We start from the raw sequence: 24,506 nt of genomic DNA on the forward strand, positions 1-24,506 counted from the left end.
GCACGGTGGTCGGCGGGCAGCGGCGGCCGGCCCGTCTCGGTAGCGTGCCCGGATGGATCAGGTTCGAGCGATCTTGATCGACATCGACGGCGTGCTGACCGTCTCCTGGGAGCCGCTGCCCGGCGCCGTCGACGCGCTCACCGCGCTGCGGGACGCGGGCCTCCCGTTCGCGCTGATCACGAACACCACGTCGCGGACGCGCCGGCGCATCGCCGGGACGCTCGCCGACGCCGGGTTCCCGGTCGGCCCGGACGACGTCCTGACCGCTGCCGCGGCGACCGCGGCCCACCTGCGCGAGCACCACCCCGGAGCGACGTGTGCGCTGCTCAACAGCGGCGACATCGCCGAGGACCTCGAGGGGATCGAGCTGGTGGACGTCGCCGACGCCGCGGACGTCGTCGTGCTCGGCGGCGCGGGACCCGAGTTCTCCTACGAGGCGCTCGACGCCGCGTTCCGCCACCTGCAGAACGGCGCCGCGCTCGTCGCCATGCACCGCAACCTCTACTGGCGCACGGACACCGGCATGCAGCTGGACACCGGTGCGTTCCTCGCCGGGCTCGAACAGGCGGCCGGCACGGAGGCGGTGGTGCTCGGCAAGCCCTCGGGCGCCTTCTTCGACGCCGCGCTGGGCGGCCTCGGCGTCAGTGCGGGCGAGGCGCTCATGATCGGCGACGACGTCGAGGCGGACGTCCTGGGCGCGCAGGCGCACGGCCTCACCGGGGTGCTCGTGCGGACCGGGAAGTTCCGGCCGGAGGCGGAGGAGGGGGTCGACGGGCAGCGGCCGCAGTACGTCGTCGACTCGTTCGCGGACCTGCCGGGGCTGCTGCACGGCCGCGCGGGGTGATCGGCCCGTCCACCGGCACCGCGTCCTGCCCGATGCCCTGATCCGCCGTCCGTCCGGGACTACCCTCGGGCCCGTGATCACCAGGGCCGGCCCGTCGTGGACCGAGCGTCTCTTCCGGATCGCCCTGCTCGTCAAGGGCATCGACGGCGCCGCGGAGCTGATCGGCGCCGTCATCCTGCTCGTGGTCTCCGGTGCGGCCGTCCACGGGATCGTCGGCGAGGTCCTGGCCCGGGACCTGCTCGGCCCGCCGAACGGCACCCTGGCCAGCCACTTCGTGGCCGGGACCGGCGAGTTCGTGTCCGGCGACCGCAGCTTCCCGGTGCTCTACCTCGCGCTGCACGGCGTCGTGAAGCTCGCGCTCGTCGTGGCGCTGCTGCGGAAGTGGCTGCCGGCCTACCCGGTCGCGGTGCTCGTGCTCGGGGCCTTCGTCGTCTACGAGGTGCTCCGCGCGATCCACACGGGCTCGCTGGTGCTCCCCTTCCTGGCGGCGCTGGACGTCGCGATCATCGTGATGGTGATCCGGGAGTACGCGGTCCTGCGGCGGGAGCGGCTCAGCCCAGGACGTTGACCGCGCGGGCCACCACGAGAACGACCACCACCAGCGCGACCATGGACTGCGCCATCATCGTCAACTTCGCCCAGCGCGTGAGCGGGAGGACATCGGTCGGGCTGAACGCCGTCGCGTTCGTGAACGCCAGGTAGAGGTAGTCCGCGAAGCGGGGCTCCCAGTCCGGGTCGGCGAGGTCGGGGGACTGTATCTGGGCGAAGGCGAAGTCCGGGTGCCGGCGCCGGCCGTGGGCCCGCGCGGCGGGTCCGCCGCGGTCCAGCTCCCAGTACCAGAGCGCGAAGACGATCACGTTGGTCAACCAGATCGCGGCCCCGGCGAGCAGCAGCGTGTGGGCGTCCCCCGCCGTGCCGCCGACGAGGGCCCGGACCAGCAGCACGGCGGACCAGGCGTTGGCGATGCTGACCAGCCCCGCCGTCGCCAGCCCGGCGGTCCGGAGCACGGCCGACTCCCGGTCCAGCCGGAACGGGCTCGCCGTGACGAGCACGCCGAGCAGCACGATCTCCAGCGCCGGCAGGAGGTACCGCGCCTGGGGGGCCAGGCGGTCCGGCAGGATCAGCTGCAGCGCCACGGCCACCACCACCGCGGTGGCCTGCGGCCAGCGGTGCTCACCCGGGGTGTGTCGGCGCCAGGCCGGAGGACCCTGCTCGGGGATGGTGGTCACGTCGGGGACGGCTCCTCACGTCAGGAACGGAGTCTGACACGCGCCTGCGACGCAACCGCGGAGGAGAGCCACCGGCCGGCCGGGGCGAACGACCCCTCGCGGAGCCGCCTGACCACCTCGTGCGCCGCCGCGTGCCCGGCCCGGTTCGCACCGATGGTGCTCGCCGACGGCCCGTACCCGACCAGGTGCACCCGCGGATCGGCGACGGCGCGGGTGCCGTCGAGGGTGATCCCGCCCTGCGGGCTGCGGAGCTTCAGCGGCGCCAGGTGCCCGACCGCGGGACGCCAGCCCGTCGCCCAGAGCACGACGTCCGCCGCCCACGTCGTGCCGTCCGCCCAGGCCACACCCTCCGCGGTGAGCCGGGCGAACATCGGATGCCGGTTCAGCACGCCGGCGGCGATCCCGGCGCGGTACTCCGGTGTCAGCATCAGACCCGTCACGCCGACGACGCTCCGCGGCGCCAACCCGGCCCGGACCCGCTCCTCGACGCGTGCGACCGCGGCCCGCCCCGCCTCGGCGTCGAACGGGCCCTCGTGCCATTCCGGCTCCCGGCGGGTGACCCACAGCGTCGACCTCGCGAACGGCGCGATCTGCAGCAGCAGCTGGACCGCGGTCGCCCCGCCGCCCACGACCACGACGCGCCGGTCCGCGAACTCCGCCGGGCCCGGGTAGTCGACGGCGTGCAGCTGCCGCCCCCGGAACTCGCGGGCGCCCGGGTAGGCGGGGACGAACGGGCGGCTCCAGGTGCCGGTGGCGTTGATCAGCGCGCTCGTCGTCCAGGAGCCCCGGTCCGTCTCGACGACGAGCTCGGGATCGGCGTCCCGGACGGTGGTGACCCGGACGGGCCGGCGCACCCGCAGGTCGAACGCCCGCTCGTAGGCCGCGAAGTACTCGGGGACGACCTGGTTGGCGGGCCGCGTGGGGTCGGTGGGGGCGAACTCCATCCCGGGGAGGGAGTGGATGCGGTGCGCGTCGTCGACCCGCAGCGTCGGCCAGCGGTGCTGCCAGGCGCCGCCGGGCGCCGCGTCGGCGTCCAGGACGGTGAAGCCGGGGCCGGGTTCGAGCCCGGCCCGGCGGAGGCCGTGGGCGGCCGACAGCCCGGCCTGCCCGGCCCCGATCACCACGACGTCCGTACGCACGCCCGGTGCAACGCCGGCGGGCGCGGATCGAGTCCCTAGAGCAGATCGAACCGGGACGCCCAGGCCGTGACGTCGCCCGTCGAGGCGTTGCCGCCGCAGACGACGAGGCCGAGCCGTGTGTCGTCGCCGACCTTCTCCACGACCCGGCGCGCGGCCGGGACCAGGCAGCCGGCGGCCGGTTCGGCCCAGACCTTGGCGTGGTCCGCGAGGTCGAGCGTGCCCTGCACGGCCTCCGCGTCCGGCACCACGAGAACGTCCGTGACCAGCGCGGACACGTGGTCGTAGGTGAGCGGGGAGACGCTCGGCGCGCTCAGCGTCGTCACGATCGAGGTGAGGTCGACGGGCACGGGCCCGCCGGCGGCGAGCGCCGCGGACATCGCCTGGGCACCCTCGGTCTCGACGCCCCAGATCCGGACGTCCGGACGGCTCGCGTGCAGCGCCGCGGCGACCCCGGAGATCAGGCCGCCGCCCCCGATGCTGACCAGGACGTCGGTCAGGTCACCGGCGTCGGTGGCGAGCTCGAGGCCGACCGTGCCCTGCCCGGCGATCACCGTCGGGTCGTCGAACGGGTGCACGAGCGTGAGCCCGCCGGCCTGCAGCTCGGCGGTCAGGGCGAACGCGCCGGCCATGTCCGGGGTGAGCCGGACGTCCGCGCCGGCGTCGCGGGCGATCCGGACCGAGCCCGCGGGCGCGGACTCGGGCATCACGACCGTCGCGGCGACGCCCAGTGCACCGGCCATCACCGCCAGCGCGATCCCGTGGTTCCCGCCGCTGACCGCGACCACCCCGGCCGCGCGCTCGTCCTCCGTGAGCGCGAGCAGCTTGGCCGTGGCACCCCGGGCCTTGAACGAGCCCGTGCGCTGCAACAGCTCCAGCTTCGCCGTCACCGGAACACCGAGGAGCGCGCTCAGCCCGGGGCTCGGCACGGTCGGGGTCCGGACGACGTGCGGTGCGATCCGCTCGGCGGCGAGGGTGATGTCGGTGAGGGAGACGAGGGATCCGGCCACTCCCGCACGCTAACCCCCGCCCCCGCCGCACCGCGGGGGGACCTCAGACGGCGCCCTGTTCGGCCGTGCCCGCCGGGACCGCGGACAGCCGGACGACGTTCAGCGGGCCCGCGAGCTTGCCCTTGAGCAGCTTCCCGAGCTCGGTGAACGCCGTGGCGGAGCTGTGCTCCTTTAGCGCCTCGGGGGACTCCCAGCGCTCGATCATGACGAGGTCCGTCGAGTCCCCGAGGCCCTCGTGCAGTGCGTACTTCTCGCAGCCCGGCTCCTTGTGGACCAGGGGGATCGTGGCCTTCAGCGCCTCGAGCACCTCCTGCTCGTGGCCGGGCTTGGGGGTGATGGTCGCGACGAGGATGACGGGGCTCATGGTCACCATCCGACCTGCCGGCCGGAGGTTCGTCAACCCGCGCCCGTCCCCCAACGCACGGGCGGCACTCTCGTGCGGACCTACCGCGCGAAAGTGCCGCTCGTGCGACGACGGGGGGCCACCCCCGGGCAGCGGAGCCACAACCCGTCGAGCCGGGTCTACTGGACCGGCACCACGTCCGGCGCCCCCATCCGGGCGGAGTCCGCGGTGGCGTCGTCCGGCATCCGCTGGCTCTCCCGCTCCGCGGCGACCCGGCCCTGGTAGTGCTCGACCTCCTTGGCCTGCTGCTCGGAGCTCCAGCCGAGCACCGGCGCGACCAGCGCGGCGACCTCCTCGGCCGCACCCAGCCCCCGGTCGAAGGTCTCGATCGAGGTGCGGGTGCGGCGGGTGAGGATGTCGTCGAGGTGCCGGGCACCCTCGTGCGTCGCGGCGTAGAGGATCTCCGCGCGCAGGTAGTCCGGTGCGCCCTTGAGCGGCTCGCCCAGCGACGGGTCGTCCTTCAGGGGCTCGAGGACCTCGTCGATCAGCGATCCGTAGCGGCCGAGCAGGTGCTTGATCCAGGCCGGGTGCACGCCGTACCGGTCCGCGAGGACGTTGACGGAGTTCTTCAACGCCTCCCAGCCCTCCGCGCCGAGCAGCGGGATGTTCTCGGTGACCGAGGCCGGGACGCGCGCGTCCAGGCCGTGCACGGCCGCGTCCACGGCGTCCTTCGCCATGACCCGGTACGTCGTGTACTTCCCGCCCGCCACGACGACCAGCCCCGGCACCGGGGTGGCCACCGCGTGCTCGCGGGAGAGCTTGGACGTCGAGTCCGACTCCCCGGCCAGCAGCGGCCGCAGGCCCGCGTAGACGCCCTCGACGTCCTCGTGGGTCAGCGGCTGCTCGAGTACGGTGTTGACCTGCTGGAGCAGGTAGTCGATGTCCGCGGCGCTGGCGGCGGGATGGGCCCGGTCCAGGTCCCAGTCCGTGTCCGTGGTGCCGATGATCCAGTGCCGGCCCCACGGGATGACGAACAGCACGGACTTCTCGGTGCGCAGGATCAGCCCGGCCTCCGAGCGGATCCGGTCCCGCGGCACCACCAGGTGGATGCCCTTCGACGCGCGGACGTGGAACTGCCCGCGCTCGCCGGCCAGGCTCTGGGTCTCGTCGGTCCAGACCCCGGTGGCGTTGATGACCTGCTTGGCGCGGACCTCGATGCGCTCGCCGGTCTCGAGGTCCTGGACCTCGGCACCGACCACGCGGCCGCTCTCCTTCATCAGCCCGACGACGCGGGCGCGGGAAGCGACGTGCGCCCCGTACGACGCGGCCGTGCGGGCCACCATCATCGTGTGTCGGGCGTCGTCGACCTGCGCGTCGTAGTACTCCAGGGCACCCACCAGGGCGTCCTTGCGCAGCGACGGGACGACGCGGCGGGCGCCGCGCCGGGTCAGGTGCCGGTGGTGCGGCACCCCGCGGGAGCGGCCCGAGAGCAGGCCGAGGGCGTCGTAGAGCGCGACGCCCGCGCCGGCGTAGAACCGCTCCCATCCGCGGTGCTTGAGCGGGTAGACGAACGGGACGGGCCGGACGAGGTGCGGCGCGAGGGTCTGGATGAGCAGTCCGCGTTCCTGCAGGGCCTCGGCGACGAGCCGGAAGTCGAGCATCTCGAGGTAGCGCAGGCCACCGTGGATGAGCTTGCTCGAGCGGCTGGAGGTGCCGGCCGCGAAGTCCCTGGCCTCCACCAGCCCGACGCGCAGGCCGCGGGTGGCGGCGTCGAGGGCGCTTCCCGCACCCACGACACCGCCGCCGACGACGAGGACGTCGAGCTCACCGGAGGCCAGATCCGCCAGGGCCCGCGAGCGGGCCTCCGGGGAGAGCGCGACGGATCTCATGATCTCTTCCTCTCGAAGAATGCTGGTTCGTACTGCTCAGTCGACGTCTACCCAGTCCAGCGTCCGCTCGACCGCCTTCTTCCACTGGGCGTAACCGGCGTCTCGTTGCTCAGTGCTCCACGAAGGGTCCCAGTGCTTCGACTCGTTCCAGTTGGCCCGCAGCTCGTCGGTGTTCTTCCAGAACCCGACGGCCAGGCCGGCGGCGTAGGCCGCGCCGAGCGCCGTGGTCTCCGCCACGACCGGGCGGCTGACCTGCACGCCCAGGACGTCCGCCTGGATCTGCATGCACAGCTCGTTCGCGGTCACGCCGCCGTCGACCTTGAGGACCTCCAGGTGCACCCCGGAGTCCTTCTCCATCGCCTCCGCGACGTCGCGGCTCTGGTAGCAGATCGCCTCGAGCGTCGCCCGGGCCAGGTGGGCGTTGGTGTTGAACCGGGAGAGCCCGACGATCGCGCCGCGGGCGTCGGACCGCCAGTAAGGCGCGAACAGGCCCGAGAACGCCGGGACGAAGTACACCCCGCCGTTGTCCTCGACCTGCCGCGCCAGGGACTCGCTCTGCGCCGCGCCGGAGATGATCCCGAGCTGGTCGCGGAGCCACTGCACGGCCGAGCCGGTGACCGCGATCGAGCCCTCGAGCGCGTAGACGGTCGGCTCGTCGCCGAACTTGTAGCAGACGGTCGTCAGCAGCCCGGCCTCCGAGCGGACGAGGTCGGTACCGGTGTTGAGCAGCATGAAGTTGCCGGTGCCGTAGGTGTTCTTGGCCTCGCCCGGGGCGAGGCAGACCTGCCCGACCATCGCGGCCTGCTGGTCGCCGAGGTCACCGGTGAGCGGGACCTCGCCGCCGAGCGGGCCCGACGACAGCGTGTGGCCGTAGCATTCCGGGCAGGAGCTGGGCTTGATCTCGGGCAGCATCGAACGCGGGATGCCGAAGAAGCCGAGCAGCTCGTCGTCCCAGTCGAGGGTCTCGAGGTTCATCAGCATCGTGCGGCTGGCGTTGGTGGGGTCGGTGACGTGCACGCCCCCGTCCCGGCCCCCGGTGAGGTTCCACATCAGCCAGGTGTCGGTGTTGCCGAAGATCGCGTCGCCGCTCTCGGCGCCCTCGCGGGCACCGTCGACGTTCTCCAGGATCCACTGGATCTTGCCGCCGGAGAAGTACGTCGCGGGGGCAGGCCGGCCTTCTGCCGGATGACGTCACCGCGGCCGTCGCGGTCCAGCGCGGACGCGATCCGGTCCGTGCGGGTGTCCTGCCAGACGATCGCGTTGTACAGCGGGCGTCCGGTGCGCCTGTCCCAGACCACGGTGGTCTCGCGCTGGTTGGTGATGCCCAGCGCGACCAGGTCCTTGTGGGTCAGCCCGGTCCTGTTCAACCCGGTCTGGATGACCGACGAGGTGCGCTCCCAGATCTCGACGGGGTTGTGCTCGACCCAGCCGGCCTGCGGCAGGATCTGCTGGTGCTCGAGCTGGTGGCGTCCGACCTCGTTGCCGCCGTGGTCGAAGATCATGAATCGGGTGCTGGTCGTCCCCTGGTCGACCGCGCCGACGTACTCAGCCATGCTGTTCTCCTCAGTGAGAAAGTGCGGATCAGGCCTCGCGGGTGACCTCGCGCCCGACGGGCTGCGGAGCGTCCTCGGCGGTCGGCAGGTAGCGCTCGATCAGGACCTTGAAGAACGCGCCGCCGACGAGTCCGCCGACGATCGGGGCGACGATCGGCAACCACCAGTACTGGTTGCCGTTCTGGTCCAGGAACGCCGTCGAGTAGCCGGTGATGAACGAGGCCAGGCGCGGCCCGAAGTCGCGGGCCGGGTTGATCGCGTAGCCGGCGTTGGCGCCCCACGCCATCCCGATGGCGACGACCAGCAGGCCGATGACCACCGGGGCCAGGTTGGCCTGCGGCGGGTTGTTCCAGGCGTTGACCAGGGCAAAGATCACGAAGACCAGGATGGCGGTACCGACGACCTGGTCGAGGAACGCCGTCGGGAGGCTCACCCCGGGCTCGCCGTTGCCCGGCAGGGTCGAGAAGACGATCTGGGTCTTGTAGGTGTGGCCCGGGTCCGTCCTGTTGATCAGGTCCGCGTAGGTCACCCGCACGATCAGCGCCGCGACGAACGCGCCGAGGGTCTGGGCCAGGATGTACGGTGCGACCTTCTTCCAGGGGAAGCCCTGGTATGCGGCGAGCGCGATCGTGACGGCGGGGTTGAGGTGGGCACCGGAGATCCGGCCTGCGGTATACACGCCGAGCGTGACGCCGATGCCCCACGCCCACGCGATGGAGTCGTGGTTGCCGAGCGGGCTGTCCGGTAACGACGTGATGACCTGCGCCACCACGCCGGTGCCGAACAGGATCAGGATCATCGTGCCCGCGAACTCGGCACTCAGCTCCCCGAGATAGGAGTTCCGCATCGAACTCTCCCTTGGTCGGTGACGTCCGCGGGCGTGTGTTCCGGCCTCGGGTTCGAGGGCGGCCGCGCGACGTTGAGAGCGACGCTAGGAAGGCGGGCGGGGTACGGCAACGCACATCGTTCGACAATGTCGAACGCCCGGTGCCGATTGGATCACAGCAACACCGTAGGGTCGGGGATGTGCCGGGCGCCATCCAGTCCATCGAGCGGGCCGCCGCGGTCCTGCGCCTGCTGGGCGGCGCGGGGCGTCCGCTGGCGCTCGCGGAGCTCGCCGCGGCCCTGGACCTGCCGCGGCCGACCGTCCACGGGATCGTGCGGACGTTGCGCGAGGAGGGGCTCGTCGAGCAGGACTCGTCGACGTCGCTGTACTCGCCGGGGCCGGGGCTGCGGCGCCTCGGTGACGGCTGGGACCGGCACGACCTGCGCTCCCGCGCGATGAACTGGGCCGACGCGCTCGCCGGCAGCTCCGGCTGTGCCGTCTACCTGGGCGTTCCCGCCGGCCGGGCGGTGAGCCTGGTGCACCACGTGTTCCGGCCGGACGGCTCCCCGCAGCGCCTGCGCACGAACACCGAACAGCCCCTGCACGCGACGGCCTGGGGCAAATGCCTGCTCGCGTTCGCCCCGGTCGCGACGCCCGCGCTGCGGGACCTGGAGCTCCATCGCTACACCCGCCGGACGACGACGACCGTGACGGCGCTGGAGACGCAGCTCGCCGGGGCCCGGCGGCGGGGCTGCGCCACGGACGTCGGCGAGTTCGAGGCCGGGGTCGGCGGCGCCGCGGTGCCGTTGCGGACCGGTGGGGGACTGGCCGTCGCGGCGCTCGGGATCGCCGGGCCCGTCGAGGAGCTGTTCGGGGCGGGCGGGGAGCCGCGACCGCGGCTCGTCGAGCAGCTGACGGCGGCGGGCCGCGAGATCTCCGCGTTCCTGGGGGCGGCGAGATGATCGCGCCGAGCCCCCCGACGTTCTCGGTCCCGCGGAGGCACCGTGAGCACCGAGCGGGTCGTGGCCGCGATCGACCAGGGCACCACGTCCACCCGGTGCCTGCTCTTCACCCGCTCCGGCCGCATGCTCGCCGTCGCCCAGCGCGAGCACCGGCAGCACTACCCGCGGCCCGGGTGGGTGGAGCACGACGCCGAGGAGATCTGGCGGAACGTCGCCAGGGTCGTCCCCGCGGCGTTGAAGCGCGCGGGCCTCGGGCCGGAGAACATCGTCGCGCTGGGGATCGCCAACCAGCGCGAGACGACGGTCGTCTGGAACCGGCACACCGGGGTCCCGCTCGCGCACGCGATCACCTGGCAGGACACCCGCACGGACGAGATCGTCAGCGGGCTCGCCGAGACCGGCGACCTCTGGTCCGGGACCAGCGGTTTCGGCCCCGCGACGTACTTCGCGGGGCCCCGGCTGCAATGGCTGCTGGACCACGTCCCGGGTGCGCGCGAGGGAGCCGACGCCGGCGACGTGCTGTTCGGGACGATCGAGAGCTGGCTGATCTGGCGGCTGACCGGCGGCCCGGACGGGGGCCGGCACGTCACCGACGTGACCAACGCCAGCCGCACCATGCTGATGGATCTCCGCACGCTGGAGTGGTCGCAGCGGCTGCTCACGGCGCTGCGCGTGCCGGAGCGGATGCTCCCGGAGATCCGGCCGAACGCCGAGGTCTACGGCGTCTGCTCGGAGGTGCTGCCGGGCGTTCCGGTGGCGGGTGCGCTGGGGGACCAGCAGGCCGCGCTCGTCGGGCAGACGTGCTTCGCGCCCGGCGAGGTCAAGTGCACCTACGGCACCGGCGCGTTCCTGCTCAAGAACACCGGATCGCGGATCCCGGGCTCCGCGCAGGGGCTGATCCCGACCGTCGGGTACCTGTTCGGGGAGCGGCCCGTCTACGCGCTCGAGGGCTCCATCGCCGTCACCGGGTCACTGGTGCAGTGGTTCCGGGACTCCCTCGGCATGATCGGCACGGCCCCGCAGATCGAGACGCTCGCGATGACGGTGCCGGACAACGGGGGCTGCTACGTCGTCCCCGCCTTCTCGGGCCTCTTCGCGCCGCACTGGCAGGCCGAGGCCCGGGGCGTGATCGTCGGGCTGACGTCGTTCATCACCCGCGGGCATCTCGCCCGCGCCGTGCTGGAGGCGACCGCCTGGCAGACCCGCGAGGTCGTCGACGCCATGAACGCCGAGTCGGGGCTGCCGGTGAGCAGGCTGAAGGTCGACGGGGGGATGACGGCCGACCACCTGCTGATGCAGTTCGTCGCGGACGTGCTGGACGTCCCGGTGGAGCGCCCGCTCGGGTCGGAGGCGGTCTCCCTCGGCGCGGCGTACGCGGCGGGACTCGCGGTCGGGCACTGGTCGGACGTCGAGGTCCTGCGGGCGAACTGGCACCGCGCGGCCGCCTGGGAGCCGTCGATGGACGCGTCCGTCCGGGACCGGGAGCGGGCGAACTGGGCCCGCGCGGTCGACCGGAGCTACGGCTGGGTGCAGTCCACCGGCTGAGGCGAGGCGCCGGGCTCCCGACCCGGATGTCGGATTGACCATGGTGCGGGTCACCCCGGAGCGTGGACGGCGGCCGGGCAACGGCGCCCGGCCGGATTCGGAGGTCGGTCATGGGACGGGTCGAGGGCAAGGTCGCGCTGGTCACGGGGGCGGCGCGCGGGCAGGGCCGGAGCCACGCGTTGCGTCTGGCGCAGGAGGGGGCGGACATCATCGCCCTCGACCTCTGCGCGGACGTGGAGACGGTTCCGTACGCGGAGGCGACCGAGGCGGACCTGGCCGAGACGGCCAAGCAGATCGAGGATCTCGACCGGCGGGTCCTGACCCGGGTCGCGGACGTCCGGGACCTCGCGGCGCTCGAGGCGGCCGTCGCGGACGGGATGTCCGAGTTCGGGCGCCTGGACGTCGTCGTCGCCAACGCCGGCATCGCGTCGTTCGCGCCGGCCTGGGAGATCGACGAGCAGACCTGGCAGACGATGATCGACGTCAACCTGACCGGGGTGTGGAAGACCGCGAAGGCGACGATCCCGACCCTGCTGGAGCAGGGCAGCGGGGGCTCGATCGTGCTCACCAGCTCCATCGCGGGGCTCGTGGCGTTCGGCAACCTCGCGCACTACACGGCGGCGAAGCACGGCGTGACCGGGCTGATGAGGACGCTCGCCGTGGAGCTGGCGCCCCACCGGATCCGGGTCAACTCCGTGCACCCCACGACCGTCGACACGGACATGGTGAACAACGCGCCGATGTACTCGCTCTTCCTCGGTGGGCAGGAGGGCGCCACCCGGGCCGACGCCGAGGCGGGCTTCACCGCGATCAACGGGTTCCCGATCCCGTGGGTCGATCCGGTCGACATCAGCAACGCCGTGCTCTACCTGGCGTCGGAGGAGGCCCGCTACGTGACCGGCACGACGCACGTGATCGACGCCGGCGCGCTCGCGCCGTTCAAGGCGCCCCACCTGTAGGGCGGGGCCGGGTGTTCCGGCGGCCGGGCACGACGCTGTGCCCGGCCGCCGGAAGCTCTAGGCGGGGACGGACTCCGGTTCGGGGGTGAGGGCGAAGCCGGCGTAGCCCTTGGCCGCGATCTCGTCGCACTTCTCCCGGTAGGCGCCCATGCCACCGATGTAGGCCATGAACACGCGCGGTTTGCCGGGGACGTTGGAGCCCATGTACCAGGAGTCCGCGGTCGGGTAGAGCGTCGTGTTCCCGACCTCCTCGACGTGGCGCACCCACTCGTCCTCGGCCCGGTCCGTGGCCTCCAGCTCGGCGACGTCGTTGTCCCGGAGCCAGCCGATGCAGTCCGCGACCCAGTCCACGTGCTGCTCGATCGCCACCATCATGTTCGTCAGCACCGACGGGCTCGACGGCCCGGTGATCGTGAACATGTTCGGGAAGCCGGCGACGGTCAACCCCAGGTAGGAGCGCGGGCCCTCGCCCCACTTCTCCCGCAGCGACACCCCGTTCCTGCCGCGGATGTCCACCCGGGTGAGCGCGCCGGTCATCGCGTCGAAACCGGTGGCGAAGACGATCGCGTCGACCTCGTACTCCTGCTCCGACGTCCGCACGCCCTTGGCGGTGATCTCCACCAGCGGGGTCTTACGGATGTCCACGAGGTGCACGTGGTCGTCGTTGAACGTCTCGTAGTAGCCGGTGTCCAGGCAGGGGCGCTTCGTCCCGAACGGGAAGCTGCGCGGGGACAGGGCCTCGGCCAGCTCCGGGTCCTTCACCACGTCACGGATCTTCGCCCGGACGAACTCCGCGGCGGTGTCGTTGGCCTCCTTGACGGCGAGGGTGTCGACGTAGGAGGTCAGGATCGCGACGAGGTTCCCCTGGTCCCAGCCGGCCTGGTAGGTCTGGTTGCGTTCCTCCTCCGGCACCTCGAGCGCGGAGCGGGTCGGCGCGGGCATGGGGACGCCGAAGCCGGACCACTTGGCGGCCTCGCGGTACTCGAGGTAGTTCTCCTTGCGCGTGCGCACCTCCTCCTCGGTGAGCGGCCGGTTGCCGGCCGGCATCGAGAAGTTTGGCGTGCGCTGGAAGATCGTCGCCTCGGCGGCCTGCGCGGCCATGATCGGGATGGACTGGATGCCCGACGAGCCGGTACCGATCACCGCGATCCGCTTCCCGGTGAAGTCCACGCCCTCGTGCGGCCAGTGCCCGGTGTGGTAGATCGGCCCGGGGAAGGTCTCGGCGCCGGGGATCTCCGGGGCCTTGGAGACGGAGAGGCAGCCCGTCGCCATCACGAAGAACCGCGTGGTGACGACCTCGCCGCCGTCCGTCGTGACCGTCCAGGTGTGCGTGTCCCCGTCGTAGACCGCGCTCTCGACCCGGGTGTCGAACGTGATGTCCTTCTTCAGGTCGAACCGTTCGGCGACGTGCTCGGCGTAGGCGAGGATCTCCGGCTGGGGCGAGTACTTCTCGGACCAGGTCCACTCCTGCTCGAGCTCCGGGGAGAACGAGAAGGAGTAGTTGAGGCTCTCGACGTCGCAGCGGGCGCCCGGGTACCGGTTCCAGTACCAGGTCCCGCCGACCCCGGAACCGGCCTCGAAGACGCGCGTGGTCAGGCCCATCTCCCGGAGCCGGTAGAGCTGGTAGAGGCCGGAGAACCCGGCCCCCACGACGACGACGTCGACAGACTTGTCCGTCATGGCACTTACCTCCTGGCTGCGGCGCTGCAGATCGGTGGGCGTCGGGGGACGCGGGTGGTCTAGAGGACGCGCTCGACGTGCTCGACGACGTAGTCCATCCCGTCCGTCTGGCCCGGGAGGACGTTGACCATGGTGAAGAAGCCGTGCATCTGGCCGAGGAAGCGCTGGGACTCGACCTTGACGCCGGCGGCGCGCAGCTTCTCGGCGTAGGCCTCGCCCTCGTCCCGCAGCGGGTCGTGCTCCGCCGTGAGCACGACGGCGGGCGGCAGGCCGGAGAGGTCCGCGGCGCGCAGCGGCGACGCGTCGGGGTTGCGCCGCTGCTCGGGCGTGGCGTAGTGGTCCCAGAACCAGATCATGGCGTCCCGGCTGACCATGAGCTGGTTCGCCGGGTCCCGGTAGCTGGCGTTGTCCAGGTCGCAGTCCGTCACCGGATAGATGAGGACCTGCAGGGCGATCGCGGGGCCCCCGGCGGCGCGCGCCTTCTGCGCGACGATCGCGCCGAGGTTCCCGCCGGCGCTGTCCCCGGCGACGATCAACGGCGCGTCCGCCCCGGCGAGCTCGGCCCGCCGCGACTCCACCCACTGCAGGGCGGTCCACGCGTCGTCCACCGCGGTCGGGTAGCGGTGCTCCGGGGCGAGCCGGTAGTCGACGAGCACGACGGTGCAGTTCGTGCGGGTGGCGAGGTGCCGGCCGAGGGTGTCGAACTCGTCGAGCGCTCCGATGACCCAGCCGCCGCCGTGGTAGTAGACGAGCACGCCGCGGGGGTTCTTGACGGCCAGGATCCGGGTGCCGACGATGCCCCCGTCGGGGGTCGGGACCGGGGAGTCGGTGACGCTCGCGACCTGCGGGCCGGGCCCGTACATGTCCCTGAGCAGCCCACCGAGGCCGCGGGCCTCGTCCGGGGTCATCTCACTGATCGGCTTGCCGCCGCTCTCCGCCATCGCGGTGAGGAACGCGATCGTGGCCTCGTCCAACGCCATGGGCACCCCTTCGTGCAGCGAGTCGGACGCGGGGCGAGTGTGACCCGCGTCCTAACGACCGTAAGGGGGGTACCGGTAGGCGTCATCGGCCGGACGGGTTGTCCTGAACTATCGTTCAGCCACGGGGGCCCGCCCTGTACGGTCCGGCCGTGGACACCCGAACGTCAGGCGCCGTCGCCCGAGGCCTCGAGCCGCTGCACGCCATGACCTACTTCGCCCCCGAGACCGAGAAGCACCTCACCGCGGCCGGGCTCGAACCGGGACGGATGAGCTACTTCGCCGGCCGCGCCGCCCCGATGGGTGCGGTGTCCGGGTCCGTCGTCGCGGCGACGTTCTTCAACTTCAGCCCGGCGCTGGTCGCCCGGCACATCCCGAAGGCCTGGTCGCTGGCCTCGCCCGCCGATGTCGTCGCGGCGCGGTTCGAGGCGGTCGACGGCGCGCTGCGCCGGCTGCTAGGCGACGACGTCGTGGCCTCGCCCGTGGTGGCCGAGGCCGCCGCCCTGGCCCGGCGCGCGGCGGAGGCCGCCGAGCCGCAGGGGCGCCCGCTCGCCGCCGGTCACCTGGACGTCGAGTGGCCGTCCGCGCCGCACCTCGTGCTCTGGCACGCGGTCTCCGTCCTGCGCGAGCACCGCGGGGACGGGCACATCGCGCTGCTCGTCGACGCCGGGCTCTCCGGGATCGACGCGCTGGTCACGGCGACCGCGACCGGCACCGGCTTCGTCCCGTCGTTCGCGCGGGCGAGCCGTGGCTGGACCGAGGACGAGTGGGCGGCCAGCGAGGTGAGCCTGCGGGAGCGCGGCCTGCTCGGCGACGGGCTGAGCCTCACCCCCGAGGGGAACGCGCTGCGGGAGCGGATCGAGGACGACACGAACCGGCTCGGCGCGGCGCCGTGGGAGGCGCTCGGGGAGGAGGGCACCGCGCGGCTCGGCGAGCTGGGGCGCCCGCTGGTCCGGGGCCTGCTGAAGGCGGGCTGCTTCCCCGCGGAGGGGGTGTTCGCGACCCGGCGCTGATCGTCGACCCGGGGAGGAGTCAGCCGCGGAGGGCGGCGACCGCGGACCACGGCGGGCCGTCCCCCAGGGCGTGGAGGGCCCGGACCGCGCGCGCCGCGTCCGTCTCCCCGCCGGTCCGGGCGGCGAGCAGGGCGTCCACGGCGGGTGCGGGTGTCTCGCCGACCTGGAGCTCGCCCGCCTCCAGCCGCGCCCAGTCGGCCGCCGTGGCGTCGCCCGCGGCAGCGAGGGCGTGCAGGCTGCTGCGGTAGGCGGCGACCGCCGCCCGGCGCTCCCCCCGCGCGTGCTCCGCCTCGGCGATCTCCCGCCAGCTCGCGGCGGTCCCGGGCAGGTGGCCGAGCGCGCGGTACAGGCCGAGCGCGACGCGGAGGTCCGGCAGCGCGGCCGAGGGCCGGCCGGCCCGGCGGCGCGCCCGGCCGCGGCCGCGCAGCGCGTGGGCGTGCCGCTCGTCGTCCAGGCCCTCGAGCAACGCGACGGCGTGGTCGAACAGGGGCTCGCCACCGTTGTCGAGCAGGTCCCCGTGCGCGAGGGACTCCGCGGCCTCGGCGATCCGCAGGACCGCGCGGCCGGAGAGCACCGGGTCGCCGAGCCGGTCCGCGAGGGTCAGCGCCCGCGAGGCGGCTCGGAGTGCGGCGTCGGCGGCGTCCCGCCGGAGCCGGACCGCGGCGATCTGCAGCAGCACCTCGGTCTCGGTGCGGTCGTCCCCGGTCGCGGCGGCGGACTCCGCCGCCCGTTCGAGGACCCAGACCGTGTCGACGTCCGGCCGCCCGGTCCTCGTCCCGAGCTCGCGGCAGCCCGCGGCGGCGCCGGCGAGGACGCTCCGGGGAGGCTCGTCGCAGGCGCGGGGGAGCGGCACGGCGGGGGTCCGGGTACCGAACAGGGAGCGCACGGCGGCCGGCAGGGCGTACCGGTCGGGGCCCTCCGGCGCCGGGGTCAGCAGGCGCCGGCGGGCGAGCTTCCCGAACCAGCTCGCCGACGTCCTCGCCGGTCAGGGCGCCGGCCGTGGCGGCGTCGAGGTGCACCAGGCCCGCCGCCGCGACGGCCGTGAGCAGCGCGGCTGCCCGCGGCCCGGCGGCCCGGAGCGCGATCCGCGCGGCGGCGCACGCGGCCGCCGCGGCGTCCGGCGGGGTGCCGAGGGCGGCGAGGGCGTCGTCGGCCGAGGCCGTCGCGCCCGCGAGCAGGAGCAGCGCCAACGGCGAGCCGTGGCAGGCCGTGGCGAGCCGGGGCGCGTCGTCCCGGCCCGTGCAGGCGACGGCGGCCGCCCCGGCCAGGCCCCCGACCGGCAGTGCGGCGACGTCGTCGAGCGCCAGCTCCGGCAGGGGGGTGGCGGAGGTGACGAGCGCACGGGACCGGCCACCGGGCAGCAGCGCGCGGACCTGCGCCGCGCAGCGGGCGTCGTCGAGCAGGAGGAGGGCGGGGCGTGCGGCGAGCAGGGAGCGCAGCAGCGCGCTGCGCTCGTCGACGGAGTCCGGCAGCTCCGAGTCCCCGACGCCGAGGCCCAGCAGCAGGGTCCGGAGGGCGGGCGCGGGATCGTCCCCGGAGTCGCCGAGGCGCGCGAGCCGGACCCCGCCGGGGAACGTGGGCCCGAGCCGTGCGGCGGCGGCGAGCATCAACGCCGTGGTCCCGCTGCCCGACGGCCCGTGCAGCACCATCCCGGGCGCCTCCGCGACGACCTGCGCGATCCGGGTGAGCTCGACCTCCCGGCCCGCGAGCGGGGCGGGCTCGAGGTCCAGGACGTCCGCACGGTCCGGTTCGACCACCATCCGGCCGATCTGCACGACGGTCTCGACGGGTGCGGTCACGTGCAGGGACAGCTGCGGGCCCGGCCCGGTCACCGCGGCTCACCGGGCCTGCCGAGCACCAGGCCGCCGCGCAGCTCCCGGACCTGGACGATCGCGCCGACCTGGCCGCCGTCCGCCACCTCGACCCGCATGACGTCCCCGGTGGCCGGCGCGGGCCGGGGCCCCCCGGCCCCGCGCGGCGCCGGGAGCGGAGTGCCGGCGTGCACCCACGCGGGCGCGGCGAACGACTTCGCCGGGTCCACGACCCGGACCGGCACGAACTCCGCCGCCGGGAGCGCGGCGTGGGCACCGGGATCGGCCGCCAGCGCGTCGAACAGGGAACCGGAGAGGACGACCGAGAGGTCCGAACCGGGCCGGGTGTCCAGGGCGTCGCGGGCGGGCGCGGAGTCCAACAGCCGGCACGTCCGGACGACGGCGTCCCCGGCGAAGCCGTTGCGGGCGCGGCCGGCGGGCCCGTGGTCCGCGGCGACCCGCAGCCGGTACCGCTCGCCCACGCGGTCGTGCGGGTTGGCGCGGCGGAGCCCGTTCCGCAGCACACGGAGGAGTTCGGGGACGACGCCGATCCCGACCGTCTCGTCGAGCAGCGCGACCTCCCCGTCGCCGTTCGGCTGCCGTTGCACCGCACCCGGCGCGACCCGCTGCCAGAGCAGGTCCAGCAGCGTCCGGAGGACGTCCTGCGCATGTTCTTGCCCGGCGTGCGAGCGCCGGCTGTAGCCCTCGAGGTCGACCGCCACGCACAACCGGCCCGTCCTGGTCATCGGCCCCCCGGTGCCCTGATCGACGGTGAACCTGCGACATTACGAGCCCGGTGCCGTTCAGCGGTAGGTTCCATACACGCTCGTACGCTTGCGGCACCCCGAGGGGAGGGACGCCGGTGAAGGCACCGCCCCCTGCCGGGCCCGTGAACCTGGGCCCGGGGGACTGGGCCGAGCTCCGCGCCCTGGGCCACGCCGTCGAGCACCCGCAGGGCGCGATGGTCCTGCTGCAGGGCTCCCCCTCGGACGCGATGTTGGTGATCGAGTCCGGGCTGGTGGCCGTCAGCGCCTCGGACGAGTCCGGGCACGAGGTGTTCCTCGCCTTCCGCCGGGCCGGTGACCTGCTCGGGGAGTTCGGCTTCCTGGACCGCCGGCCACGCTCGGCGATGGTCCGGGCCGTCGCCCCGACCCGGTGCCGGGTGTTCCCCGGCCCGGTCCTGGACCGGTTCCTCGCCGCGCATCCGGACGCGTCGCGGGCGCTGACGACCGCGATCGTCGCCAAGATGCGCGCGGTCACCGACCGCCGGGTCCGCTACTCCCGGGGCCGCATCGGCGATCGGGTCGTGCGGGTCCTGCTGGACCACGCCGCGCAGTTCGGCCGCCCGCTCGGGGGCGGCCCCGCCCGCCGCATCGACGTCCCGCTGTCCCAGACACGGATCGCGGACCTGGTGGGGGCCAAGCCGCGGATCGTCGGCGCGGAGCTGTCCCGGCTGCAGGATCTCGGGCTCGTGGACACGGGGTACCGCTCCACGCCGCGCCGGCTCACGGTGCTGGACCCGGGCGGGTTGCGACTTCTGCCGGAGACCGACGCGGACGGTCCGCCTCCCGGCGGCCCGCCGGATGTCGCATTGGTGCGTCATCCCGCCGGTTGATCCGGGAGAGCATCGCCGTCGTCCGGCCGTGTGGTCACGGCGACGCACGACGCGAGGTCCGTGATGGCAGCCGAGCACGACCCACCCGAACAGGATCTCCGGGAGCCCGATCTCGGGGCGGAGGGCGAGCTGGACGAGGACATGCTCGCCCTGCTCGGGCACGACGGCGCCTCGCTGCCGGTCCCGCGCGCCCGCCGTGCCGGACAGCTCCCGCCGGTGGAGCCCGGGGACCTGGTCGGCGAGGGGGGGACCTTGCGGTTCTGCGGGCGCACCGGGCGTTTTCGAGGGGTCGCCGGGTGCTGGTTCGCGAGTGACGGCACGGTCTACGGCCCGGCGGGCGAGCGTCTCGGCCGCAGCTGAGCGGCGCCGCGCCCCGGCTCGGGGGCCGTGCCGCCGGCCCCGGGACCGTCCGGACCGGTGGACGTGACCGCCAGCCAGCGGCGCGCCCGGGCCTCCGCCCCCGCGTCGGACCGCAGGACCGCAGCCCGCCGGGCCAGCTCGAACTCCGCCGCGGCCTCGCGCGGCCGACCCTGCGACGCCAGGAGCTCGCCCAGGCACTGCCGCGTCCAGCCGGACCGCGCGACGCCGTCCGGCTCGTCGTGCAGGTCCAGCGCGGTGCGGTAGGCCTCGGCCGCGCCGTCGGCGTCGCCGGCACCGCGGCGGGCGTCCCCGATCCCGTGCCACGCCCAGGCCCGGCCGGGCCGGGAACCGGCCTCGCCGAACCTGCGCAGGGCCGCGCGCTGGCGGCCGAGTGCGGACCACGGGTCACCCCGGAGGCACTCGACGTTCCCGAGCGCATGCAGGGCCCAGGCCAGCGCCTCGGTGACGGCCGCCCCGGGTGGCAGCCGGCGCAGGGCCACGATCGCGTCCCGGTAGCCGCCCGCCGCGCCGTCGAGGTCGCCCGTGGCCCGCAGGATCTCGGCCCCGGCGCGGAGGGCGACCACGGCCTCCACCGGCAGGTCCGTCGCCGGTTGGCGCTCGCGCGTACCGGGCGCGACGGCGGGGGCGCGGTCCGGGCGCCCGCTCCCGCGCGGCGCGGCGCTGATCCGGACCCGCAGCTCGGCGCGCCGCCCGGCCGGGCCGTCGGCCGCGGCGGCGAGCGCAAGGCCCTGGATCCGGATCCACCCGTTCTTCGACGCGTGCGGGTCGTACTGCGGGGCCACCGCGTCCGCCAGGTGGTCCAGGGCGCCCCGGGACCACGGGGTACCGGTCTCGGCGAGGTGCGCGGCGAGCGCGACCAGGTTGTCCCACTCCTCGGCGAACCAGGACCGCCGCGGGTCCTGCAGCGCCCGGTCCAGCGCGCGCCGGTAGTGGCCGACCAGCCGTTCCGCCGCGGCGGCGGCCTCGCCCGGCCCCCGCGCCCGCAGCTTCTCCTCGCCGTAGCGGCGCAGCAGGTCGTGCATCCGGTGTCGCGGCACCCGCCCGGGCCTGCGGTCCAGGAGCTGGGCGTCGTAGAGGGTCGCGAGCAGCTCGGCGGCCCGTTCCGGTGCGACACCGGCGAGCGCGGCCGCGCCGGGCACCGTGACGTCCCGCAGCGGCACGGCCGCGAGCCTGCGGAACATCCGGCGCTCCGGCTCGCCCAGCCCGGCGTGCGAGGCCTCGAAGGACGCGCGGACCGCGCGGTCCCCGGCCCGCAGCTCGTCGATGGTGCGGTGGCGGCGGCGGAGCTGTGCGGCGAGGCGCGCCGGGGTCAGCCCCGGCTCCCCGGCGAGCCGGGCAGCGACGATGCGCAGCGCGAGCGGGAGGCCGGCACAGAGGCTGACGAGCTCGTCCAGGACGGCCGGGTCACCAGCGGGTTCGGCGTGGCCGAGCAGGGCCCGCGACGACGGGACGTCCAGGTCGCCGAGCCGCAGCCGCAGCAGGGGGACGGGCAGCGTGAGCAACCCGGACCGGGCGGTCAGGACGGCGAAGGCGCGGTCCGGGCCCTCGGGCAGCACGGCCGTGACCTGGGCGGCGCGTTGCACGTCGTCGAGGACGACGAGGACCCGGCGCTCCCGCAGCAGCCGGCGCCAGGCGACGGCGCGGTCCCCGGCCCGGTCCGGGACCCGCGCGCCGAGCGAGCGCAGCAGGCGTCCGGTGAGCTCGTGCGCCGACGGCCCGCGCCCGTCCGCGGCGCCGAGCTCGGCGAACACGACCCCGTCCGGGAAGAGCCCGCCGATCCGGTGCGCGCTCTCGACGGCCAGCGCCGACTTGCCCGCTCCGGGACGGCCGCCGAGCAGGACCCCCCGCACGTCCCCGGACCCGCCGGCGGCGCGGGCCACGAGGTTCGCCTCCCGCTCCCGGCCGACGAACCGGCGCGGACGCGGGGGCAGCTCGGCCGGGCGGGGCCGCCGCGGCCGCAGCGGTACCGCGAACGTGCCGAGCTGGACGAACGTCGCGACCGGGGCCTCGATCCGGGCGTGGACGCCCGCCGGGCCGGGGGCGGTTGGGCCGGCCGGCGTCGTGGTGTCGGGCGTACGAGGCTGGTCGGCGGGCGGCACGTCGGATCACCTCCGGCAGGGCGGATCGGGGTGGGGCCTCGGCAGAAGGTGCCCCCGGTCCGGGCCCGGACCTGAGGCCGCGAGGAGGGGAGCCGAACGGTGCAGCGCCTGGACTGCAGACGGTCCCCCGAACGCCCCTGATACGTCCATCGCTGACCCGAGATGTAACCAACCGCAACGTTGCAACGAGCAGCCCGTCAGCGAGCCGCGCGAGGGGGAAGGATTCGGGACAAATGCCGCAGAAGGGCCTCGACCCGTTGCAGGAAGGGCTGCCGGCCGCCGTGGTGGAGCTCGTGACCGAACTGCGGGAGATCTACACCGACGGGCCGTACGAACGGCTCAAGCAGGTCGAGGACGCGATCGTGGCAGTGCGGACCGGACGGCCGGAGCTGGTCACGGTGTCCTCGGCGACCTGCTCGCGCATGCTGAGCCCCCGCCGGACGAGCGGCGGCCGGACGGCGCTGCCGCGCTGGCCGTCGGTCCTGGCGTTCCTGGTCGTGCACGGGTGGGATCCGGCTCCCTACGAGGAGCGGTGGCAGGCGGCCCGGGCGGCCTGGGTGGCGCAGGACCGCCCGGCGGACCCGGCCGCCGGGGGTGATCCCGAACGTCTCGAGCCCGCCGAGTTTCCCGAGCCCGCCGGCGCGGCTCCGGACCCGGGAAGCGGGACGCAGCCGTCGCCCGGGGCCGGCCCCGCGCCGGACATCGACGAGCCGCAGCCGGCTCCCGCTCCCGTGTCCTCGGGGCGCCGCCGTCCGCTGCTCGTGGCCGCGGCGGCGGTCGCGGCCCTCGCGCTCGTCGGTGTCGGGATCCTGATCGGCCGCCCGCCGCGTGCCGCCGGCCCGGCGCCGCGCTGAACGCCGAGCCGGTCGACGAGAACCACCGCTACGAGGCAGACGCGTCGTGGGCCCCGTAGCGGGCGGAGATGCCGGTCGCACGCGGACGGTGTGCACGGACCCGCTGAGGCCCCCGGCCCACAGTGATCACCGGCGCCGTCCCCCGTCCTCTGGTACAGCTGGAACCTGTCCGATTCGTCCTGGTTGCGTGGCCGGATCGTGGGCACCCTAGGCTGATCACGGCCAGTTCGTACGAACGACACCTCCGGAGGAACGCGTGCTCGAGGTCACCGGTCTCGCCTGGATCGTCACGATCGGCCTGATCGTGCTGTTGCTCGCGCTCGACCTGATCCTCGCGTCGGTACGCCCGCACCGCGTCGGGTTCCGCGAGGCCGCGGCGTGGTCCGTGTTCTACATCGCGGTGGCCATCGCGTTCGGCATCGTCTTCTGGATGATCGCCGGGGCCGAGTTCGGGACGGAGTACTTCGCCGGCTACATCGTCGAGAAGAGCCTCTCGGTCGACAACCTGTTCGTCTTCGTGATCATCATGACGACGTTCGCGGTGCCCGAGAAGCATCAGCACAAGGTCCTGACCTTCGGCATCGTGCTCGCTCTGATCATGCGCGCGATCTTCATCGCCCTCGGCGCGACACTGCTGAACCTGTTCTCGTTCATGTTCCTGGTCTTCGGCCTGCTGCTGCTGTTCACCGCGGTGCAGCTCTTCCGCCACCGCGACGAGGACCCCGACGTCGAGGACAACGCCGTCGTCAAGGGCGCCCGCAGGCTCTTCCCGGTCAGCGACGAGTACGACGGAGGCAAGCTCGTCACCCGCCTCGGCGGCAAGCGCATGGTGACGCCGCTGTTCATCGTGCTCGTGGCGATCGGCGGCATCGACCTGCTGTTCGCGCTCGACTCGATCCCCGCGGTGTTCGGCGTGACCGAGGAGCCCTACATCGTCTTTGTCGCCAACGCGTTCGCGCTGCTCGGCCTGCGGGCGCTGTTCTTCCTGGTCAAGGGCTTGCTGGACCGGCTGGTCTACCTTTCGGTGGGGCTCTCGCTGATCCTCGCCTTCATCGGCGTGAAGCTGATCCTGCACTGGCTGCACGTGGACATCTCGAACTCCGTCCCGGAGATCTCGACGCCCGTGAGCCTCGGTGTGATCGTGGTGGTGCTGACGGTCGTGACGGTCGCCAGCCTGATCAAGACCCGCGGCGACACGTCCGCGAGGGCCCACGCCGGATCGCTGCGGGCGAGCCGGAAGGCGCCGTCCGAGCAGGACCGGTAGTGGTCGGCCGCGGGCGCGCGAGGTACGGTCGGCCCGTGCGCCTCGTCGTGACGCTCCCGCGGGAGATCATTATCCGGCGCGTCGGCTAGCCAGGTCGCCGGCGCGCCCCTTCGGCAGCGCCCCCTGTCGCTCGCCGCCCCCCGAGGCCTGGCTCGGTCCGGATCACCGCACCGATTCCAGGAGCGCTCCCGTGAGCCCTGCCGTCCTCCACGCCGCTGTCCTCGATCCCGCCGGTCCTGATGCCGCCGTCCCCGACGCCGCCCCGCTCGATCCACCCGGGGCGACCGACCCCGGCCGCCGGCAGCGCCTCGTCCGCACGCGCCTCGACGGCGGGATGGACGCCGTCCACCGCGTCGTCACCCTGCTCCGGGGGCGTGGCTACGAGGTCCGCGGGATGTCCGTGGACCTGCGCCGCGGCACCCTCGACGTGACGCTGCTGGTCACCCCGGACGAGACCGCGCTGCTGCTGGAACGGCTGCGCAGGCTCCCGTCGGTGCTGGCCGCCGCCGCGTGATC

22 protein-coding genes and 1 pseudogene are annotated in these 24,506 nt (G+C 74.2%); 11 read left to right on the forward strand and 12 right to left on the reverse strand.

Going from position 1 to position 24,506, the window contains the following annotated elements:
- The first annotated feature begins 52 nt into the window (after positions 1-52).
- Together WBK50_RS05810 and WBK50_RS05815 are read left to right on the forward strand one after the other, a co-directional pair.
- Positions 53-844 carry a TIGR01458 family HAD-type hydrolase gene (locus WBK50_RS05810; RefSeq protein WP_341334592.1) on the forward strand — a complete coding sequence of 264 codons (792 nt, stop codon included), beginning with the start codon at positions 53-55 and terminating at the stop codon, positions 842-844.
- 73 nt (positions 845-917) lie between these two features.
- A complete protein-coding gene (locus tag WBK50_RS05815) occupies positions 918-1,412 on the forward strand; it encodes a DUF2127 domain-containing protein (RefSeq protein ID WP_341334593.1) in 495 nt (164 codons plus the stop codon).
- Here the strand turns inward: WBK50_RS05815 and WBK50_RS05820 are convergent.
- The 7 genes and pseudogenes from WBK50_RS05820 to WBK50_RS05850 all read right to left on the reverse strand — a co-directional run bounded on the left by WBK50_RS05820 (position 1,396) and on the right by WBK50_RS05850 (position 8,851).
- Positions 1,396-2,073 carry a hypothetical protein gene (locus WBK50_RS05820; RefSeq protein ID WP_341334594.1) on the reverse strand — a complete coding sequence of 226 codons (678 nt, stop codon included), beginning with the start codon at positions 2,071-2,073 and terminating at the stop codon, positions 1,396-1,398. The two genes, WBK50_RS05815 and WBK50_RS05820, sit on opposite strands and share 17 nt — an antisense overlap.
- A 20-nt stretch (positions 2,074-2,093) precedes the next feature.
- Positions 2,094-3,212, reverse strand: coding sequence for an NAD(P)-binding domain-containing protein (locus WBK50_RS05825; RefSeq protein WP_341334595.1), 1,119 nt, complete (start codon positions 3,210-3,212; stop codon positions 2,094-2,096).
- A gap of 35 nt (positions 3,213-3,247) precedes the next feature.
- Positions 3,248-4,219 carry a threonine/serine dehydratase gene (locus tag WBK50_RS05830; RefSeq protein ID WP_341334596.1) on the reverse strand — a complete coding sequence of 324 codons (972 nt, stop codon included), beginning with the start codon at positions 4,217-4,219 and terminating at the stop codon, positions 3,248-3,250.
- Between the two features lie 43 nt (positions 4,220-4,262).
- Positions 4,263-4,583 (reverse strand): putative quinol monooxygenase, encoded by a 321-nt coding sequence (locus WBK50_RS05835; RefSeq protein WP_341334597.1) that lies wholly within the window; start codon positions 4,581-4,583, stop codon positions 4,263-4,265.
- 158 nt (positions 4,584-4,741) lie between these two features.
- A complete protein-coding gene (locus WBK50_RS05840; RefSeq protein ID WP_341334598.1) occupies positions 4,742-6,451 on the reverse strand; it encodes a glycerol-3-phosphate dehydrogenase/oxidase in 1,710 nt (569 codons plus the stop codon).
- A gap of 36 nt (positions 6,452-6,487) precedes the next feature.
- Positions 6,488-8,004: pseudogene (gene glpK, locus WBK50_RS05845) on the reverse strand (glycerol kinase GlpK).
- A 28-nt stretch (positions 8,005-8,032) separates the two neighbouring features.
- Positions 8,033-8,851: an MIP/aquaporin family protein gene (locus WBK50_RS05850; protein WP_341334599.1), complete on the reverse strand. Its 819-nt coding sequence runs from the start codon at positions 8,849-8,851 to the stop codon at positions 8,033-8,035.
- Positions 8,852-9,030: 179 nt separating this feature from the next.
- Between WBK50_RS05850 and WBK50_RS05855 the strand changes: the two genes are divergently transcribed.
- From WBK50_RS05855 to WBK50_RS05865, 3 genes are all read left to right on the forward strand, one after another.
- Positions 9,031-9,792, forward strand: coding sequence for an IclR family transcriptional regulator (locus tag WBK50_RS05855; RefSeq protein ID WP_341334600.1), 762 nt, complete (start codon positions 9,031-9,033; stop codon positions 9,790-9,792).
- A 42-nt stretch (positions 9,793-9,834) separates the two neighbouring features.
- Positions 9,835-11,337: a glycerol kinase GlpK gene (gene glpK / locus WBK50_RS05860; RefSeq protein WP_341334601.1), complete on the forward strand. Its 1,503-nt coding sequence runs from the start codon at positions 9,835-9,837 to the stop codon at positions 11,335-11,337.
- A gap of 110 nt (positions 11,338-11,447) precedes the next feature.
- Positions 11,448-12,296 carry a mycofactocin-coupled SDR family oxidoreductase gene (locus tag WBK50_RS05865; RefSeq protein ID WP_341334602.1) on the forward strand — a complete coding sequence of 283 codons (849 nt, stop codon included), beginning with the start codon at positions 11,448-11,450 and terminating at the stop codon, positions 12,294-12,296.
- A gap of 57 nt (positions 12,297-12,353) precedes the next feature.
- Here WBK50_RS05865 and WBK50_RS05870 read toward each other — a convergent pair whose 3' ends face one another.
- On the reverse strand, positions 12,354-13,976 hold the full coding sequence (locus tag WBK50_RS05870; RefSeq protein ID WP_341334603.1) for a flavin-containing monooxygenase: 1,623 nt from the start codon (positions 13,974-13,976) through the stop codon (positions 12,354-12,356).
- A 59-nt stretch (positions 13,977-14,035) separates the two neighbouring features.
- Positions 14,036-14,956 carry an alpha/beta hydrolase gene (locus WBK50_RS05875; protein WP_341334604.1) on the reverse strand — a complete coding sequence of 307 codons (921 nt, stop codon included), beginning with the start codon at positions 14,954-14,956 and terminating at the stop codon, positions 14,036-14,038.
- A gap of 149 nt (positions 14,957-15,105) precedes the next feature.
- Here WBK50_RS05875 and WBK50_RS05880 point away from each other — a divergent pair, with 149 nt between their 5' ends.
- Complete coding sequence (locus WBK50_RS05880) at positions 15,106-15,966, forward strand: SCO6745 family protein (RefSeq protein WP_445942228.1); 861 nt, start codon at positions 15,106-15,108, stop codon at positions 15,964-15,966.
- A 19-nt stretch (positions 15,967-15,985) separates the two neighbouring features.
- Here the strand turns inward: WBK50_RS05880 and WBK50_RS05885 are convergent, their stop codons facing one another.
- Complete coding sequence (locus tag WBK50_RS05885; protein ID WP_341334605.1) at positions 15,986-16,819, reverse strand: hypothetical protein; 834 nt, start codon at positions 16,817-16,819, stop codon at positions 15,986-15,988.
- A 975-nt stretch (positions 16,820-17,794) separates the two neighbouring features.
- Positions 17,795-18,523, reverse strand: a complete 729-nt coding sequence (locus WBK50_RS05890) for a hypothetical protein (protein WP_341334606.1) — start codon at positions 18,521-18,523, stop codon at positions 17,795-17,797.
- A 116-nt stretch (positions 18,524-18,639) separates the two neighbouring features.
- Here WBK50_RS05890 and WBK50_RS05895 point away from each other — a divergent pair, with 116 nt between their 5' ends.
- Together WBK50_RS05895 and WBK50_RS05900 are read left to right on the forward strand one after the other, a co-directional pair.
- Complete coding sequence (locus WBK50_RS05895; protein ID WP_341334607.1) at positions 18,640-19,392, forward strand: Crp/Fnr family transcriptional regulator; 753 nt, start codon at positions 18,640-18,642, stop codon at positions 19,390-19,392.
- A gap of 63 nt (positions 19,393-19,455) precedes the next feature.
- The gene (locus WBK50_RS05900; protein WP_341334608.1) at positions 19,456-19,752 is read left to right on the forward strand and encodes a hypothetical protein; all 297 of its coding nucleotides are present in this window, start codon (positions 19,456-19,458) and stop codon (positions 19,750-19,752) included.
- Here the strand turns inward: WBK50_RS05900 and WBK50_RS05905 are convergent.
- Positions 19,716-21,872, reverse strand: a complete 2,157-nt coding sequence (locus WBK50_RS05905; RefSeq protein WP_341334609.1) for an NB-ARC domain-containing protein — start codon at positions 21,870-21,872, stop codon at positions 19,716-19,718. The genes WBK50_RS05900 and WBK50_RS05905 overlap by 37 nt on opposite strands.
- A gap of 233 nt (positions 21,873-22,105) precedes the next feature.
- Between WBK50_RS05905 and WBK50_RS05910 the strand changes: the two genes are divergently transcribed.
- From WBK50_RS05910 to WBK50_RS05920, 3 genes are all read left to right on the forward strand, one after another.
- The gene (locus tag WBK50_RS05910; RefSeq protein WP_341334610.1) at positions 22,106-22,726 is read left to right on the forward strand and encodes a hypothetical protein; all 621 of its coding nucleotides are present in this window, start codon (positions 22,106-22,108) and stop codon (positions 22,724-22,726) included.
- 256 nt (positions 22,727-22,982) lie between these two features.
- Complete coding sequence (locus tag WBK50_RS05915) at positions 22,983-23,990, forward strand: TerC/Alx family metal homeostasis membrane protein (RefSeq protein WP_341334611.1); 1,008 nt, start codon at positions 22,983-22,985, stop codon at positions 23,988-23,990.
- 190 nt (positions 23,991-24,180) lie between these two features.
- Positions 24,181-24,504, forward strand: coding sequence for a hypothetical protein (locus WBK50_RS05920; protein ID WP_341334612.1), 324 nt, complete (start codon positions 24,181-24,183; stop codon positions 24,502-24,504).
- The last annotated feature ends 2 nt before the right edge of the window (positions 24,505-24,506 follow it).

Source organism: Pseudonocardia sp. T1-2H (assembly GCF_038039215.1).
Classification (GTDB): Bacteria; Actinomycetota; Actinomycetes; order Mycobacteriales; family Pseudonocardiaceae; genus Pseudonocardia.

Bases quoted from the DNA above. Each gene is read 5' to 3' on its own strand.
- WBK50_RS05810 (WP_341334592.1), top strand. From the start codon at position 53: ATGGATCAGGTTCGAGCGATCTTGATCGACATCGACGGCGTGCTGACC.
- WBK50_RS05835 (WP_341334597.1), bottom strand. From the start codon at position 4,583: ATGAGCCCCGTCATCCTCGTCGCGACCATCACCCCCAAGCCCGGCCAC.
- WBK50_RS05840 (WP_341334598.1), bottom strand. From the start codon at position 6,451: ATGAGATCCGTCGCGCTCTCCCCGGAGGCCCGCTCGCGGGCCCTGGCG.
- WBK50_RS05850 (WP_341334599.1), bottom strand. From the start codon at position 8,851: ATGCGGAACTCCTATCTCGGGGAGCTGAGTGCCGAGTTCGCGGGCACG.
- WBK50_RS05865 (WP_341334602.1), top strand. From the start codon at position 11,448: ATGGGACGGGTCGAGGGCAAGGTCGCGCTGGTCACGGGGGCGGCGCGC.
- WBK50_RS05870 (WP_341334603.1), bottom strand. From the start codon at position 13,976: ATGACGGACAAGTCTGTCGACGTCGTCGTCGTGGGGGCCGGGTTCTCC.
- WBK50_RS05875 (WP_341334604.1), bottom strand. From the start codon at position 14,956: ATGGCGTTGGACGAGGCCACGATCGCGTTCCTCACCGCGATGGCGGAG.
- WBK50_RS05890 (WP_341334606.1), bottom strand. From the start codon at position 18,523: ATGACCAGGACGGGCCGGTTGTGCGTGGCGGTCGACCTCGAGGGCTAC.
- WBK50_RS05900 (WP_341334608.1), top strand. From the start codon at position 19,456: ATGGCAGCCGAGCACGACCCACCCGAACAGGATCTCCGGGAGCCCGAT.
- WBK50_RS05910 (WP_341334610.1), top strand. From the start codon at position 22,106: ATGCCGCAGAAGGGCCTCGACCCGTTGCAGGAAGGGCTGCCGGCCGCC.